This is a genomic window from Streptococcus sp. ELY_137, assembly GCF_058314515.1.
Genome location: NZ_JBZFUL010000013.1, coordinates 24,127 through 39,479 on the forward strand (window position 1 = coordinate 24,127; position 15,353 = coordinate 39,479).

The following is a 15,353-nucleotide window of genomic DNA, read 5'->3' on the forward strand; positions in this document are numbered from 1 at the left end:
GTCATTGAACTCCTTCTAAAAAATAGACAGCTTGTAAATGGGTTTTCCTCGCTAGGTGTACAATATCAGCTTTGGATACTTTCTTTACAGCCTGAAGCCACTTTGTAAAGTTAACTTGTTTACTCAAAACAACTGTCTCATTATAAGTTCTTTCAATTAGGATTTTGGGATCATCTGCTGCCAACTGGGATTGGATTTGCAGAAATTCTTTAGTCTGTTCTAGCAAATGACTTGAAAAACGGCCTAATTTAAAGTCATGCCACTGTTTATTGATAAGAGCCAGCACCTTTTCACGATCAGACTTATCAACTCCGGCGTAAATCTGTAGTAATCCTGTATAACCATCTAAGTCACTGGCTATCGTGTAAACTAAGCCTGCTTTTTCCCTCACTTCTGTGAAAAGTCGCGAGTGAGCATAGGCCCCTAACATGCCATTTAAAATCTGGGCAGCTGGATAGTCTTTATCCCCATAATGAACAGGAAGATGATAACCTAATTGTAAAACAGATTGGTTATCTAAACGCCGTTCTATTTTTTCTGTCGTTACCTCTCGCTTTTCTTCTTGGTAGTTGACATAGGTGTAAAGCTGTCTTTCTTTAAAAGGAAATTGATTGAGTTTATCTACAATAGCATAACCCTCACTATCACCTAAAACAAAAATATCAATCTGATCTTCCTTAAGCATTTTTTGCAATTCTTGATAGGCTGTAAAAGAGTTTTCTTGCGCAACTAACTCATCGGAACTATACTTGGAAAGCTGTAAATCAGGATCTTGAAAATAAAGTTTACGCAAGTTCAATTCACTGTAATAAAAAGAATCCTCCTTGTCTGCCTTGAGATAGGATATAAGGTTGTCTTTTTCTATATCAAAAATCTTGGATTGAAATTGTTCCAAACTAATCAAGGGTCTGTAAAGAATGCTGTAAAGAATGTCAAAGATTTTATCCAACAATTCTTCCTTATTCAAAGTAAAGCGACTGCTCAAAAATTCAATATCAATGTCAACGATATGAGCCTTACCCTTAGTTGACACACTCGTTGATACACTAGCACCGTATAAATCAGCTAAAGCCCTTTTAAAGGCTCGATAACTTGGGTAGGTCTCGTTTGCTAAAGCCAGCATCTGTGCAACTAATACGCGGCGGGCAATAGTTTCTTTTTGGCGTTTACCTGTAAAGCGTAGGGTAATATGATTGGTTTTAAATTTATCCGTCTTAATGAGGTGTAAATTAACACCATCAACTAGTTTCATCTGCTTTCCTCTAAGTTAGTTATTGACTTAAATTATAGCATTTTATGCTATAATATTCTCATTAGAAAGTTGAGGTGGGTATGGAATACAAACTCTTTGAAGACTATATTCTTTTACAGTCCCTGTTGAAAGATTTACGGGTTATTTCCAGTGGTGGTGCTGTCAAATCTTTCTTAGCTGATACTACCGTCCTCTTTAACGGTGAAGATGAGAAGCGCCGCCGTAAAAAGTTAAGGGTTGGAGATAAAATTGAGATTCCCAGTCGTCAATTAACAATTAATCTAGTTGCTCCTAATTCTAAAGAGTTGGCTCAACATCAAGAAGAACAAGCAGAAAAAGAGCGTGTCGCTGCTATAGTTAAAAAGATGAACAAAAAGCAAGAAAAGCGGGGACAGACGCAGCCTACAGGCCGGGGACCTGTAAAATTTCCGGGGACTTAAAGATGTGGCTCGAATCTATTGCACTTAAAAATTTTCGAAACTATCAAGATGTAACTGCAGAATTCTCCAGTAACCTAAATGTTTTTGTGGGTCAAAATGCCCAAGGAAAGACGAATTTTCTCGAAGCTATTTATTTTTTAGCTCTAACACGCAGCCATCGAACGCGTTCAGACAAAGAGCTCATCAATTTTCAGGCCAATGAACTGTCAGTTTCAGGACTTTTGAGACGAACAAGCGGAAAACTTCCTTTAGAAATCAATTTATCTGACAAAGGGCGGACAACTAAGGTTAACTATCTCAAGCAGACTAAACTGTCCGATTATGTCGGACATATGACTGTTGTTCTTTTTGCACCTGAAGATTTACAGCTTGTAAAGGGAGCACCTAGTCTGAGGCGTAAATTTTTAGATATTGATTTGGGGCAGATAAGACCTATTTACCTCTCAGATTTATCCAATTACAATCATGTGTTGAAGCAACGCAATGCTTACCTTAAATCAGCTGAAAAGATTGATAAAGATTATCTGGCTGTTATTGACGAGCAATTAACTGACTATGGCAGTAAGGTTATGGAACATCGCTTCAAATTTATACAGGATTTGGAACAAGAAGCCAGCAAACATCACTATACGATTTCTAACCAGTTAGAAGACCTTACTATTACCTATCAACCTTCTGTCAATATTCCAGATAAATCAGACATTAAGCAGAGTTTTTTAGAGCAGCTATCTAAAAGTTTCAGTCGTGATAGCTTTAAAAAAAATACTGGAGTAGGCCCTCATCGTGATGATCTATCTTTTTTTATCAATGGGATGAATGCTTCATTTGGTAGCCAAGGGCAGCAGCGCAGTTTGATACTGTCAGTAAAGATGGCAGAAATTGAGCTCATCAAGGCAGCAACAGGTGATCAGCCTATCCTTTTGCTTGATGATGTCATGAGTGAACTTGATAATCATCGACAGCTGAAATTACTAGAAGGGATTAAGACAAATGTTCAAACTTTTATTACAACGACAAGTTTAGAGCATCTTCATCAGTTACCTGACAATCTTAAAATATTTACAGTCGATAAGGGAGATATAAAGAATTAGGGGAGATATTGTTGTTTCGATATTTAAAACCGTCAACTTTCTGTCAACTATATTTACACTAAAAATGTAGATACTGTGGAAATACTTTATTACTTAATGTCATAACCTATCCAAAAATCTAAATAAGGAATTCCAGAAAAATAGAAAACCGAGTTTGAGGCCCTTTGATCCTTAAACTCGGTTTTTAATTGTCTACCAGTTTTTATTTTTATACTCTTATATTTTTTATTGAACAGAGTAGTTTGGAGCTTCATTGGTAATTTGCACATCGTGAGGATGGCTTTCGATTAGACCAGCACCTGACATTTCGATAAATTGGGCTTTATCGTGAAGGGCTGGAATATCTGCAGCACCAGTGTAGCCCATGCCTGACTTAATACCACCGACCAATTGGAAGGCAATGTCAGCAGCAGCACCTTTATAAGCTACACGGCCTTCAATTCCTTCTGGAACAAGCTTATTAGCTTCATTAACAGAACCTTGGAAGTAGCGGTCGCTAGATCCCTTCTTCATAGCAGCAACAGATCCCATACCACGGTAAGTCTTGAATTTACGTCCTTGGAAGATTTCTGTTTCACCAGGAGCTTCATCGGTACCTGCCAGCATGGAACCAAGCATGACAGCATGGCCACCAGCAGCTAGGGCTTTGACGATATCACCAGAATACTTGATACCACCGTCAGCAATAATCGTCTTACCGTATTCACGAGCAACACCAGCTGCATCGTAGATAGCAGTGATTTGAGGAACACCAACACCGGCTACAACACGGGTTGTACAGATTGAACCTGGGCCGATACCTACCTTAACCACATCGATACCTGCTTCATAGAGGGCACGCGCTCCTTCAGCAGTTGCAATATTACCAGCAATCAAGGTCTTATCTGGGAAGGTTGAGCGGATCTCAGCAATTTTGCGAAGAACACCAGCTGAGTGACCATGAGCTGTGTCAATAACAATGGCATCTGCACCAGCTTCAAAGAGAGCTGTTGCCCGCTCAAACGTATCTGAAGTAACACCGACTGCAGCCGCTACTAAGAGGCGACCAAATTCATCCTTGGCAGCATTAGGAAACTCAATAACTTTTTCAATATCTTTGATGGTAATCAAACCAGATAAACGACCGTTATCGTCAACCAAAGGTAATTTCTCAATGCGATGTTGTTGTAGGATAGCTTCAGCTGTCTTTAGATCCGTGCCTACTGGAGCCGTCACTAGATTGTCACTAGTCATGTAAGTCTTGATCGGCTGGCTATAATCAGAAATAAAACGCATATCACGGTTGGTAAGAATACCGACTAATTTACGATTTTCCAGAGTTTCTACAACTGGAACACCAGAAATGCGATAACGCCCCATCAATTCATCTGCTTCTGCAACAGTATGCTCTGGTGTTAGGAAGAATGGGTCAATGATGACGCCATTTTCTGAACGTTTTACCTTACGGACTTCTTCAGCCTGAGCTTCGATTGACATATTTTTATGGATTACACCCAAGCCCCCAGCACGCGCCATAGCAATAGCCATACCGCTTTCAGTTACAGTGTCCATGGCAGCAGTAATGATAGGAATGTTTAATGTCAAATTCGCTGCCAGTTTCGTCTGCATATTAACTTCATTTGGAAGTACATGACTTTCTGCCGGAATAAGCAAAACATCATCGAAGGTATAGCCTTTTTTCAAAAATTTAGTGTCCCAATTTGACATCAAATCCATCCTCTTTTCTATAAGATATTTAGCCTCAAGAGCTCTTATTATTAGTATATAATCATATCATGCTAAAAATTTTTGTCAATAACAATCGGCGCAAAATTTTATGAAAATAAAAAGAACCCAAGGCTCAAAAAGAGCTTGAATTCAATTAAAGTTTAAAAGTATTTTAACCCCATGGCTGACTTAACATCATCTAAGGTTTGGGCAGCAGTTTGACGGGCTGCTTGGCTTCCTTTTTCTAACATGCGATAGACCTCGCCCATATCCTTTGCGAGCTCCGAGCGGCGTTCACGAATAGGCCCTAGCTCACGCTCCAAGATTTCTAAAAGGTAACGTTTTGTTTTGACATCACCTAAGCCACCACGTTGATAATGGTCTTTCATAGCCTTAATATCTGCTTGATCTTCCTCACGTCCAAAGACATCTAAATAATGGAAGACCATATTCCCTTCGATCTTTCCAGGATCTTCAATTTTTATATGATTGGGATCAGTATACATACTCATGACTTTTTTCTTGAGTGTGTCTGCGTCATCAGCTAGATAAATCCCGTTGCCTAAAGACTTGGACATTTTGGCATTGCCATCAAGGCCTGGCAGGCGACCCGCCGACTCATTTTCAGGATAGATGCCTTCTGGTTCGACCAGAACATCAGTATTATAAGCATGATTAAAACTACGCACAATTTCGCGGGTCTGTTCAATCATGGGCTTTTGATCATTACCAACAGGAACAAAATTCGCCTTAAAGGCCGTAATATCTGCTGCCTGTGCAATAGGATAAACCAAAAAGCCTGTAGGAATGGATTCACCAAATTCTTTTTGTGCAATCTCTGTTTTGACAGTAGGATTGCGCTCTAGACGGGCTAAAGACACCAGATTCATGTAATACATGGTTAATTCGGCTAACTCCGGAATCTGACTTTGAATAAAAATTGTCGATTGTTCAGGATTAAGTCCTGCTGCCAAATAGTCTAAAGCTACATTACCGATAGAATCAACGATTGTTTGCGGATCTTTTGCGTGATCTGTTAAAGCCTGCTGATCCGCCAAGAAGACAAACATTTTATACTTACCTTGATTTTGCAGTTGAACACGGTTCTGCAAACTACCTACATAGTGTCCAATGTGAAGTTTACCTGTCGGCCGATCGCCTGTCAGAATAATTGGTTTCGTCATTATTTTACCCCTAGTTTTTGTTTGAATAGCTCTTTAAATTATATCATAAATCTTGTTGGACACGTAGCTCTTATGCAGAAGTCTTTACCAGCTGCTTTTCCAAGAATTCCTTACTAAAGCTTTCTTTTAACTTATTTTAGATAAACGGCTTTAGTTTGAAAAATCGGCCTATTTCTAGTAGAATGAAAGACAGTTTATAGAAGATAAAGAGGTAGTTTCATTGCTCACAGTTTCAAATATTTCACTGCGCTTTAGCGACCGCAAGCTTTTTGATGATGTCAATATCAACTTTACAGCTGGCAACACTTATGGATTAATCGGAGCCAACGGTGCTGGGAAATCCACCTTCCTAAAAATCTTGGCTGGTGACATTGAGCCAACAACCGGCCACGTGACGCTCGGCCCAGATGAGCGTCTATCTGTCCTTCGTCAAAACCATTTTGACTACGAAGAAGAGCGCGTTATTGATGTTGTTATCATGGGAAATGAGCAGCTCTATAAGGTTATGAAGGAGAAGGATGCCATTTATATGAAGGCCGATTTTTCCGAAGAAGATGGGGTTCGTGCTGCCGAGCTTGAAGGTGTTTTTGCTGAATTAGGCGGCTGGGAAGCTGAGAGTGAAGCCTCTCAACTCCTGCAAAATCTCAATATTCTTGAAGAGCTTCACTACCAAAATATGAGCGAGCTTAGTAATGGAGACAAGGTTAAGGTTCTCCTTGCCAAGGCTCTCTTTGGCAAGCCAGATGTTCTTCTTTTGGATGAGCCGACCAATGGTCTTGATATTCAGTCTATTGCTTGGTTGGAAGATTTCTTAATCGATTTTGAAAATACCGTTATCGTTGTATCTCACGACCGCCACTTTTTAAATAAGGTCTGCACCCACATGGCTGATCTTGACTTCGGTAAGATTCAGCTTTACGTTGGTAACTATGACTTCTGGAAGGAGTCTTCTGAACTGGCCGCAAAACTACAGGCTGACCGCAATGCTAAAGCAGAGGAAAAAATTAAGGAATTGCAGGAATTTGTTGCCCGTTTCTCAGCTAACGCTTCAAAATCTAAACAAGCGACATCCCGTAAAAAGATGCTGGATAAAATTGAGTTAGAAGAGATTGTCCCATCTAGTCGTAAATATCCATTTATCAGCTTTAAGTCTGAACGTGAGATTGGTAATGATCTTTTGAGTGTTGAGAACCTCTCTGTCACTATTGATGGTGAAAAAATTCTTGATAAGATCAGCTTTATTCTACGTCCAGGTGATAAGACCGCCCTCATCGGAGAAAGCGATATCCAGACTACAGCCCTTATTCGAGCTCTAATGGGAGAAATTGAGTATGAGGGAACCATCAAGTGGGGTGTCACTACCAGCCGCTCTTATCTGCCAAAAGATAACTCTAAAGACTTCGCGTCTGGCGAGTCTATTCTCGAGTGGCTGCGCCAGTTTGCTTCTAAGGAGGAAGATGATAATACCTTCCTGCGTGGTTTCCTAGGACGTATGCTCTTCTCCGGTGATGAAGTTAATAAGTCCGTTAACGTTTTATCAGGGGGAGAAAAAGTGCGCGTGATGCTGTCTAAGCTCATGCTTCTTAAATCTAATGTTCTTGTTTTAGATGACCCAACAAATCACTTGGACTTGGAATCCATTTCCAGTCTTAATGATGGCCTCAAAGATTTCAAAGAATCCATTATCTTTGCTAGTCACGACCATGAATTTATTCAAACCTTAGCCAATCATGTCGTTGTCATTTCTAGAAATGGGGTTATCGACCGTATCGATGAAACATATGATGAGTTTCTTGAAAATACAGAAGTTCAGACTAAGGTCCAAGAACTATGGCAATAATGCTATCTCGCTGAGAGGTAAGATCCACAACATTCGCAGAGTCTGAAACGTAGGTGTCTCAGACTCTTTTTCTCAAATACCATGAAAAATTTTTTTACTAAGCATAAAGTTAACCTTCTTTTTTATAGTTTATCTTTTTTAATTCCTACTTTTATCATGTTAGTTGCCCTCTGGTCAAAGGGAATTTACTGGGGTAGTAAGACTACTATATTAGCAAGTGACGGTTTTCATCAGTATGTTATTTTTGCAACCCAACTCCGCAACATCTTGCACGGCAGTGACAGCCTATTTTACACTTTTACTAGTGGTTTGGGACTGAATTTTTACGCTTTAATAAGCTATTATTTAGGATCTTTTCTATCGCCGTTTTATTATTTCTTTTCTGTAAAATCAATGGCAGACGCCATCTACCTTTTTACTTTGATAAAATTCGGATTAATCGGATTGTCAATGTCGTTTACACTGAAACAACTCTTTGTCAATATTAAACAAGCGCTTACTATTAGCTTATCAAGCTCCTATTCTTTGATGAGTTTTGCCGTTAGTCAGCTTGAAATCAATACTTGGCTGGATGTTTTTATACTTGCTCCCCTTATTATTTTGGGACTCCACTTCCTATTAGATAAACAGAAATTTTGGCTTTATTACTTGACACTAAGTTTACTCTTTATCCAAAATTATTATTTTGGTTTTATGATGGCCATATTCCTGACACTCTATTTTCTGGTTCAACTTAGTCGAGATTTTCGTTGGAAGTTAGTCTTTAGAAAATTTTTAGACTTTACAGTTGTGTCAATACTATCGGGTTTGACCGCTTCTATTATGCTGTTACCGAGCTATTTGGACCTGTCAACTCACGGTGAGGAGTTTTCTCAATTTAATAGTCTCTTATCTGAAAAGGTATGGTTCTTTGATATTTTTGCTAAAAATTTTGTCGGTGCCTATGATACGACTAAGTTTGGCGCTATTCCAATGATTTATGTAGGACTTTTCCCTTTATCCCTCGCTCTCATTTTCTTTAGCCTACGAACACTCAAGTGGCCAGTTAAACTAGCTTATGGATTATTGTTAGGTTTTATGGTCGCTAGTTTTTATCTTAGCCCACTGGATTTAATCTGGCAGGGAATGCATACGCCGAATATGTTCTTGCATCGCTATGCCTGGCTCTTTTCTCTTTTAATCATCCTAATGGCTGCTGAAAGTCTATCACATATTAAAGAGTTTCAACCTAATTTTCTGATTGTTACTTTTTCTGCCTTAGCTAGTGGTTTTGTCTTAACCTTCCTTTACACAACCCATTATCATTTTTTAAAACCTGTCAACCTTATCTTGACACTTGCTTTCCTTCTAGCTTATGCAGTTATTTTGCTGTCTTTCAATAGAAAACAGTTAAGCACCTTGGCTTTTATTCTCTTTACTCTGCTCTTTTCTACTTTTGAAATTGGACTCAATTCCTATTATCAAGTAACTAGCTTGGGTGACGAATGGATTTTTCCTTCCCGCGAAGGATATAACCGCGAACAGACAGAAATCACTAGTCTTGTCAAAAAAGCTAAAAGTGATAAGAAAACCTTTTTTAGACTGGAGCGTACCATGCCACAGACTGGTAATGATAGTATGAAATTTAATTACAACGGTATTTCCCAGTTTTCTTCTATCAGAAATACAGCTTCCAGCAGTACTTTAGATCGTTTGGGTTTCCAGTCAACGGGTACGAATCTCAACTTACGTTACCAAAACAATACCATTATCGCTGACAGTTTATTTAATATTACTTATAACTTATCAGCAGAAGATATCGATAAATACGGTTTTACATCAGTCGCTAATTCTGGACTTTTAACACTGTATAAAAATAAAAATGCTAGTCAGATGGCTATTCTTACTAAAGGTGTCTACAAGGATCTTCCTTTTACTGTCAATACATTAGATAACCAAGCTTTATTATTAAATCATTTGAGTGGCCTTCATCAACAGTACTTTACACATTTGTCAAGTCAATCCGCTACCGATGCTGTTCACCCCAATTTCAATAATCGTATCAATTTAGAAACAGGAACTGAACAGACAAAGGCTGTTACTTACAAAGTTCAAACTATCCCAAATCAGCAGGTCTATATCAGCATTCCTAATCTGAGTTTTAGCAATGACGCCACATCATCCCTTACTGTTACTGTCAATGGTAAAGATCATATTTACACAACCGATAATGCTTACAGCTTTTTTGATTTGGGCTATTTTAATAAACCTACTGAGCTTACGGTAACTTTGACCTTCCCTGAAAATAATCAAATTTCTTTTGAAACACCGACCTTTTATGGTCTTGATACTAGAGCCTATCAGAGGGCTATGACGACTATTAATAATAGAAAGGTCTCTGTAAGAACTAGTGGCAATCAGGTCCATGCGAAATATTCTGCTAAGAAAGCCGGCTCTCTCTTTTTCACTCTTCCTTACGACAAGGGGTGGACAGCAAAGGTCAATGGACACAGAGCTAAAATTCGTAGGGTGCAAAAAGGCTTTATGGCTATAGATGTGCCGGCTGGTAAAGGAAAGGTTGAGCTCAACTACCTGCCTAATGGCTTTAAAATAGCCAGTTTTCTCTCTTTATTAGGTTTCCTACTGTTTATTGGCTATAGCAGTAGCCGATATTTCTGGTCTGAGAAAAAATAAAAGCTTCTGGAGATTAATTACCAGAAGCTTTTATTTTTTATAATGTTTTAAAAAGCTGCCTAGAGGGCAGCCCTTAAGTCTTATCATAGTCCGTACGGGATTCGAACCCGTGTTACCGCCGTGAAAAGGCGGTGTCTTAACCCCTTGACCAACGGACCAGACTTTAGATAGTATACCTTACTCTTTGTGAGCTGTCAATAGTATTTTCTATTTTTATTTTATAAATTCCTTAAACTACTAAACGCTGGAGAAAAGCCTCTCACTAAGGAGCTAGACGAAAACTTAAGTTAACCTCTTCTGCGTAAATTAAAAAACAGCCTTTACTAGATCTGAATGCTTACACAAAACGATGATTCCAGCAGGATTCGAACCTGCGACCGTTCGCTTAGAAGGCGAATGCTCTATCCAGCTGAGCTATGGAACCAATTCTTTCTTATTCTATCAAAATACAACTCCTACTGTCAATATGATAAACAAGTTGCTACATGTGTTAAACTTAATAAAGTTTGATCGAAAATTCTGGCTTTGTAGGATTAATCTGATTTTCCTTATAAGCTTATTTTAATTATTGCTTCTTAATGGCTCTTACATTAGACTTCAACTTTACTAAGGAATGGCAGAATAAACGCTGTTTACTTATGATAGGGGCTGCCTGCTTGAATCATAAAAGCACGGTAGATTTGCTCCATGAGAATCAGACGCATTAGTTGGTGGGGCAGAGTCAACTTTCCAAAACTCATCAACAGATTTGCTCGTTTTTTCACACGGTTAGCTAAGCCTAAACTACCACCTATGATAAACGTGAAATCTGAATATCCTCTCAAGGCTGTGTCAGCCAATTTTTGGGAAAATTCTTCTGAAGACCATTCGTCCCCTTCAATGGCTAAAGCAATCACAAAATCACGTTCAGCTACTTTAGTCATAATACGCTCAGCTTCTTTTTCCAATATTTGCTTGATTTCAGCCGAGCTAGCTTTATCAGGTATCCTCTCGTCAGGAAGTTCAATAAGCTCAATTTTACTAAAACGGTTTAAGCGTTTTCGATATTCAGCTATCCCATCTTTAAGATAAGTTTCTTTGAGTTTTCCCACAGTAATAACTTTCACTTTCATAACATTATTATATCATATCACTTTCATTCACAAGTTTTCCACAAGATTTTTTCCCTTAAACTTGCTTATTTAAAAGCCTTTTATAATCCTTTCAACAAACTTATCCACAAGCTGTGGATTCTTGATTTTTCCAAAACAATAGGGTATAGTAGGAAAGTATAAATATAAGTAAGAGCGCTTAGGAGGTTTTCCCATTGAAAAAATTTGACTGGAAAAAGTGGTTTCAACCTGTTTTTATATTGTTAGCTGGATTTTTAGGGGGCTTGCTGGCTTCTCTGCTTGTTCTAAAGCTCAACGGGGTCACATCTTCATTTAATCCAACTGTAAAGAGCAATGTTCAATATGATAATTCATCTGATGTGACAAAAGCCATCAATAAAACTAAGGATGCTATAGTAACCGTTGTTAACTATCAGGAAGTTCCCGATGCTGAGACAGAAGATGCTGTGCGAGCTTCTGGGCTTGAAGTTGATGAAAATGGTTTAGCTCCCTTAAGTCAAGGTTCTGGTGTTGTTTATAAGAAAGACGGCGACGATGCTTATATTGTCACTAACGCCCATGTTGTGACCGGTGCTGAGAAATTGACTATTTTGCGAGGAAAAGAAAAAGATACAAAAAATTCTATTAAGGCTGAACTAGTAGGTTCTGACACTTATTCTGATTTGGCGGTTATCAAGGTAAAAGCCAAGGATGTTTCCAAAATGGCTGAATTTGCAGATTCATCTTCAATCAAAGTGGGAGAAACTGCTATCGCTATCGGTAGTCCAGTAGATTCCGAATTAGCCAACAGTGCAACCCAAGGAATTGTTTCTAGCTTGGATCGTAATGTCACTCTACAGGCTGAAGATGGCTCTACTATCCATACTAAAGCAATTCAAACTGATGCCGCTATCAACCCAGGTAATTCAGGCGGAGCCCTTATCAACATTGAAGGTCAGGTTATTGGCATCACATCGAGTAAAATTAACGTTGAAGGCGTTGAAGGTTTAGGGTTTGCGATTCCTGCTAACGATGCTATAAAAACTATCAACCAGCTGGAAAAAGATGGAAAAGTTGTTCGTCCAGCTCTTGGTATTACTATGGCTGATTTAGGATCAGCAAGTGAATCAGCTAGAGCTAGGGTTGATGTTCCTGATGAAGTCTCTACAGGGGTTGTTGTTGGTTCTGTTCAGGAAGGCATGCCATCAGATGGTAAATTGAAAGAATATGATGTGATCACAAAAATTGATGACAAAGAGGTTAAAACGGTTGCTGAACTCCAAGAAGAACTATATAAGCACAAGGTTGGAGATACTGTTACACTTACCTTCTACCGTGATGGTGATAAAAAGACAACTGATATTAAGCTGAATAAAACCAGCCAAGATCTTGATTCTTCATCTGAAGATGAGTAATGAGATTAAGGCCATTAGTATTCTTATTAATTTAACAGTAGTTTTAGATGGGGCTGGGCAAATATGCCTAGCCTTCTCTTTTTATGAATAAAACTTGCTAAAATATTGTGAAGAAACGATTCAGTTGTTTACTTTTCGACCTCTATTTCACCTTCCTAGTAATTAATAGCATAAAATTAGAACTCGGAAAGCTTATCTTCAAACTTATACGCTTTATCTTTAATATAATTGCAGCCCTTAAGCTGTATAACTTGTGAAAGGAATACCATGGCAGAAGAATTGAAAAACATTAGGCTGAGTGATATTTCTCCCAATCCTTTTCAACCACGCCTACACTTTAATCAAGAGGAATTAGGAGAACTGGCTCAGTCTATCAAGGAGAATGGTTTAATTCAGCCTATTATTGTCCGTAAATCTCCTGTTTTTGGTTATGAATTAATCGCTGGTGAGAGACGTTTTAGAGCCTGTCAATTAGCTGGATTAGAGATGATGCCAGCTATTGTCAAAGAACTTTCGGATCAGGATAGTCGTATTCAGGCTATTATTGAAAACTTACAACGCTCTGATCTTAATCCAATTGAGGAAGCTAAAGCTTATCAGAATCTGTTAGCAACCAATCAGATGACACACGAAGATATTGCTAACTATATGGGAAAATCAAGGCCCTACATTACAAATGTTCTGCGGCTGCTTAATTTATCTGATAAGGCTAAAAGCGCGTTAGAGGAGGGGCACATTTCTTCAGGTCACGCTCGTCTGCTACTTGGTCTCAGTCAAGCTGACCAAGAAGCCTGGTTAGTAACTATCCAGAAACAGGGATTGTCTGTCCGTTCTCTAGAAAGACAATTAAAACCCTCACCTAAGGATAAGGGAAAACCTTCAAATTCTGCAAAAGATCTTTTTAAAGAAGATTTAGAAAAAGAATTGACACGCACTTTGGGAACACCTGTCACTATTACAATGACAGCAAAGAACTCAGGAAAACTTTCTATCAATTTTTCATCCCAAGACGATTTCAACAGAATTATCAACAGACTGAAATAGATTGTGTAAAAAGCTTTCATCCCTGCTTGCTTTTTCCACACTATTTAGTGGACAAAAAAGCCTATTTTATGGGGAGTTCACTGTGTTTCCACAACTTGTGGAAAACTTCTTTGAACAATGTGAATTGTTTTTATCACCCCTGTGGAAAACTTATAGTTTTTATGTTAAAATACGGTACGAGATTAAACTAGGAAAACAGGAGAAGTCCTTATTATCAAGCAAAGGAGAAATCTATGACCGAAAATGAGCAGATTTTTTGGAATAGAGTTTTTGAGTTAGCTCGAGAACATCTTACTCAAGCGACATTTGAGTATTTCGTTCTTGATGCTCAATTGATCCGAGTTGAAAATGATACAGCTATTATTTATATCGATCGCATGAAGGAATTATTTTGGGAAAAAAACCTTCAACAAGTTTTGATTACGGCTGGCTTTGAAGTATTTAACACCCAGATTAACGCCCAGTACATTTTTGAAAGTGCAGAAATTAACAATATTCAGGCTGGTAGTAATGGACAAGAGACCAACTATCAAGAAAATAATAACCAAGCTACTCAGGACCTTTCTGTCTCTTCTAATTTAAATTCTAAATATCAATTTGATAATTTTATCCAAGGGGATGAAAACAAGTGGGCTAAAGCGGCTTCTATTGCTGTTGCTAATAGCCCTGGGACGACCTATAATCCCCTTTTCATCTGGGGTGGTCCAGGACTTGGGAAGACTCACCTGCTCAATGCTATTGGCAACACGGTTTTGGAAAATAATCCCAATGCGCGGGTTCGCTATATTACAGCAGAAAACTTCATTAATGAGTTCGTCACTCATATTCGCTTAGAATCTATGGAAGAGCTCAAAGAAAATTTCCGCAGCCTTGATGTTCTCCTTATTGATGATATTCAGTCTTTGGCTAAAAAAACCTTAGAGGGGACACAGGAAGAATTTTTCAATACATTTAATGCCCTCCATGCTAACAATAAGCAAATTGTTCTGACCAGCGACCGAACACCCGACCATCTCAATAATCTTGAAGAACGTTTGGTTACACGCTTTAAATGGGGATTGACAGTTGATATCACGCCACCAGACTACGAAACTAGGATTGCTATTTTGACTAATAAGATTCTTGAACAGGGCTATCCTTATACTTTTTCACAAGATACAATTGAGTATCTGGCTGGTCAGTTCGACTCTAATGTTCGTGATTTAGAAGGTGCTCTTAAGGATATCAATTTGGTTGCCACTTTCAAGCAGGCTAATGTTATTACAGTAGATCTGGCAGCAGAAGCTATTCGAGCCCGCAAACAGGATGCACCAATTATCAATATTGTCTCTATCGAAGAAATCCAAAGTCAGGTTAGCAAATTTTACGGTGTAACTGTTAAGGAAATCAAGTCAACTAAGCGTAATCAAAATATCGTCTTAGCTCGTCAGGTTGCTATGTATTTAGCGCGGGAGATGACCGACAACAGTCTACCAAAAATTGGTAAAGAGTTTGGCGGACGTGACCATTCAACCGTCCTTCATGCTTATAATAAAATTAAGAACATTATTGCTCAAGATGACAGTCTGCGTATTGAGATTGATACCATTAAAAATAAGATCAAATAGACTTGTGGA

The 15,353-nt window shown here is 38.5% G+C and carries 11 protein-coding genes and 2 tRNA genes; 7 read left to right on the forward strand and 6 right to left on the reverse strand.

Annotated features, from left to right (window positions below; translation table 11 throughout):
• Nucleotide 1: 1 nt before the first annotated feature.
• Nucleotides 2–1,252: an EF-P 5-aminopentanol modification-associated protein YfmF gene (yfmF, locus tag AC4HAO_RS08770; RefSeq protein WP_491093123.1), complete on the reverse strand. Its 1,251-nt coding sequence runs from the start codon at nucleotides 1,250–1,252 to the stop codon at nucleotides 2–4.
• 80 nt (nucleotides 1,253–1,332) lie between these two features.
• Here yfmF and AC4HAO_RS08775 point away from each other — a divergent pair, with 80 nt between their 5' ends.
• Nucleotides 1,333–1,692, forward strand: coding sequence for an RNA-binding S4 domain-containing protein (locus AC4HAO_RS08775; RefSeq protein ID WP_491135148.1), 360 nt, complete (start codon nucleotides 1,333–1,335; stop codon nucleotides 1,690–1,692).
• A 2-nt stretch (nucleotides 1,693–1,694) separates the two neighbouring features.
• Complete coding sequence (recF, locus tag AC4HAO_RS08780; RefSeq protein WP_491135150.1) at nucleotides 1,695–2,783, forward strand: DNA replication/repair protein RecF; 1,089 nt, start codon at nucleotides 1,695–1,697, stop codon at nucleotides 2,781–2,783.
• A gap of 225 nt (nucleotides 2,784–3,008) precedes the next feature.
• Here the strand turns inward: recF and guaB are convergent, their stop codons facing one another.
• Together guaB and trpS are read right to left on the reverse strand one after the other, a co-directional pair.
• Complete coding sequence (gene guaB / locus AC4HAO_RS08785; protein WP_491135151.1) at nucleotides 3,009–4,490, reverse strand: IMP dehydrogenase; 1,482 nt, start codon at nucleotides 4,488–4,490, stop codon at nucleotides 3,009–3,011.
• Between the two features lie 161 nt (nucleotides 4,491–4,651).
• A complete protein-coding gene (gene trpS, locus AC4HAO_RS08790) occupies nucleotides 4,652–5,674 on the reverse strand; it encodes a tryptophan--tRNA ligase (RefSeq protein ID WP_491135152.1) in 1,023 nt (340 codons plus the stop codon).
• Between the two features lie 220 nt (nucleotides 5,675–5,894).
• On the opposite strand from trpS, the gene AC4HAO_RS08795 reads away from it, so the two are divergent.
• Nucleotides 5,895–7,514, forward strand: a complete 1,620-nt coding sequence (locus tag AC4HAO_RS08795) for an ATP-binding cassette domain-containing protein (RefSeq protein WP_491135153.1) — start codon at nucleotides 5,895–5,897, stop codon at nucleotides 7,512–7,514.
• A gap of 81 nt (nucleotides 7,515–7,595) precedes the next feature.
• On the forward strand, nucleotides 7,596–10,187 hold the full coding sequence (locus tag AC4HAO_RS08800) for a YfhO family protein (RefSeq protein ID WP_491093129.1): 2,592 nt from the start codon (nucleotides 7,596–7,598) through the stop codon (nucleotides 10,185–10,187).
• Nucleotides 10,188–10,273: 86 nt separating this feature from the next.
• On the opposite strand, the gene AC4HAO_RS08805 is transcribed toward AC4HAO_RS08800, so the two are convergent.
• The 3 genes from AC4HAO_RS08805 to rlmH all read right to left on the reverse strand — a co-directional run bounded on the left by AC4HAO_RS08805 (nucleotide 10,274) and on the right by rlmH (nucleotide 11,299).
• Nucleotides 10,274–10,345 (reverse strand) — tRNA-Glu (locus tag AC4HAO_RS08805).
• A gap of 192 nt (nucleotides 10,346–10,537) precedes the next feature.
• Nucleotides 10,538–10,611: transfer RNA gene (locus AC4HAO_RS08810), tRNA-Arg, on the reverse strand.
• A 208-nt stretch (nucleotides 10,612–10,819) separates the two neighbouring features.
• Nucleotides 10,820–11,299 carry a 23S rRNA (pseudouridine(1915)-N(3))-methyltransferase RlmH gene (gene rlmH / locus AC4HAO_RS08815; protein ID WP_491093130.1) on the reverse strand — a complete coding sequence of 160 codons (480 nt, stop codon included), beginning with the start codon at nucleotides 11,297–11,299 and terminating at the stop codon, nucleotides 10,820–10,822.
• A gap of 194 nt (nucleotides 11,300–11,493) precedes the next feature.
• Here rlmH and AC4HAO_RS08820 point away from each other — a divergent pair, with 194 nt between their 5' ends.
• The 3 genes from AC4HAO_RS08820 (at nucleotide 11,494) to dnaA (ending at nucleotide 15,344) form a co-directional block, all read left to right on the forward strand.
• A complete protein-coding gene (locus AC4HAO_RS08820; RefSeq protein ID WP_491093131.1) occupies nucleotides 11,494–12,693 on the forward strand; it encodes a S1C family serine protease in 1,200 nt (399 codons plus the stop codon).
• A 267-nt stretch (nucleotides 12,694–12,960) separates the two neighbouring features.
• Nucleotides 12,961–13,737, forward strand: a complete 777-nt coding sequence (locus tag AC4HAO_RS08825; protein ID WP_491135154.1) for a ParB/RepB/Spo0J family partition protein — start codon at nucleotides 12,961–12,963, stop codon at nucleotides 13,735–13,737.
• A gap of 233 nt (nucleotides 13,738–13,970) precedes the next feature.
• Nucleotides 13,971–15,344 (forward strand): chromosomal replication initiator protein DnaA, encoded by a 1,374-nt coding sequence (gene dnaA / locus AC4HAO_RS08830; RefSeq protein ID WP_447452910.1) that lies wholly within the window; start codon nucleotides 13,971–13,973, stop codon nucleotides 15,342–15,344.
• Nucleotides 15,345–15,353 lie beyond the last annotated feature (9 nt).

What these genes read in the sequence shown, in the direction of transcription:
- yfmF (WP_491093123.1), bottom strand. Translation starts at nt 1,252, where the DNA reads ATGAAACTAGTTGATGGTGTTAATTTACACCTCATTAAGACGGATAAA.
- AC4HAO_RS08775 (WP_491135148.1), top strand. Translation starts at nt 1,333, where the DNA reads ATGGAATACAAACTCTTTGAAGACTATATTCTTTTACAGTCCCTGTTG.
- recF (WP_491135150.1), top strand. Translation starts at nt 1,695, where the DNA reads ATGTGGCTCGAATCTATTGCACTTAAAAATTTTCGAAACTATCAAGAT.
- guaB (WP_491135151.1), bottom strand. Translation starts at nt 4,490, where the DNA reads ATGTCAAATTGGGACACTAAATTTTTGAAAAAAGGCTATACCTTCGAT.
- trpS (WP_491135152.1), bottom strand. Translation starts at nt 5,674, where the DNA reads ATGACGAAACCAATTATTCTGACAGGCGATCGGCCGACAGGTAAACTT.
- AC4HAO_RS08800 (WP_491093129.1), top strand. Translation starts at nt 7,596, where the DNA reads ATGAAAAATTTTTTTACTAAGCATAAAGTTAACCTTCTTTTTTATAGT.
- rlmH (WP_491093130.1), bottom strand. Translation starts at nt 11,299, where the DNA reads ATGAAAGTGAAAGTTATTACTGTGGGAAAACTCAAAGAAACTTATCTT.
- AC4HAO_RS08825 (WP_491135154.1), top strand. Translation starts at nt 12,961, where the DNA reads ATGGCAGAAGAATTGAAAAACATTAGGCTGAGTGATATTTCTCCCAAT.
- dnaA (WP_447452910.1), top strand. Translation starts at nt 13,971, where the DNA reads ATGACCGAAAATGAGCAGATTTTTTGGAATAGAGTTTTTGAGTTAGCT.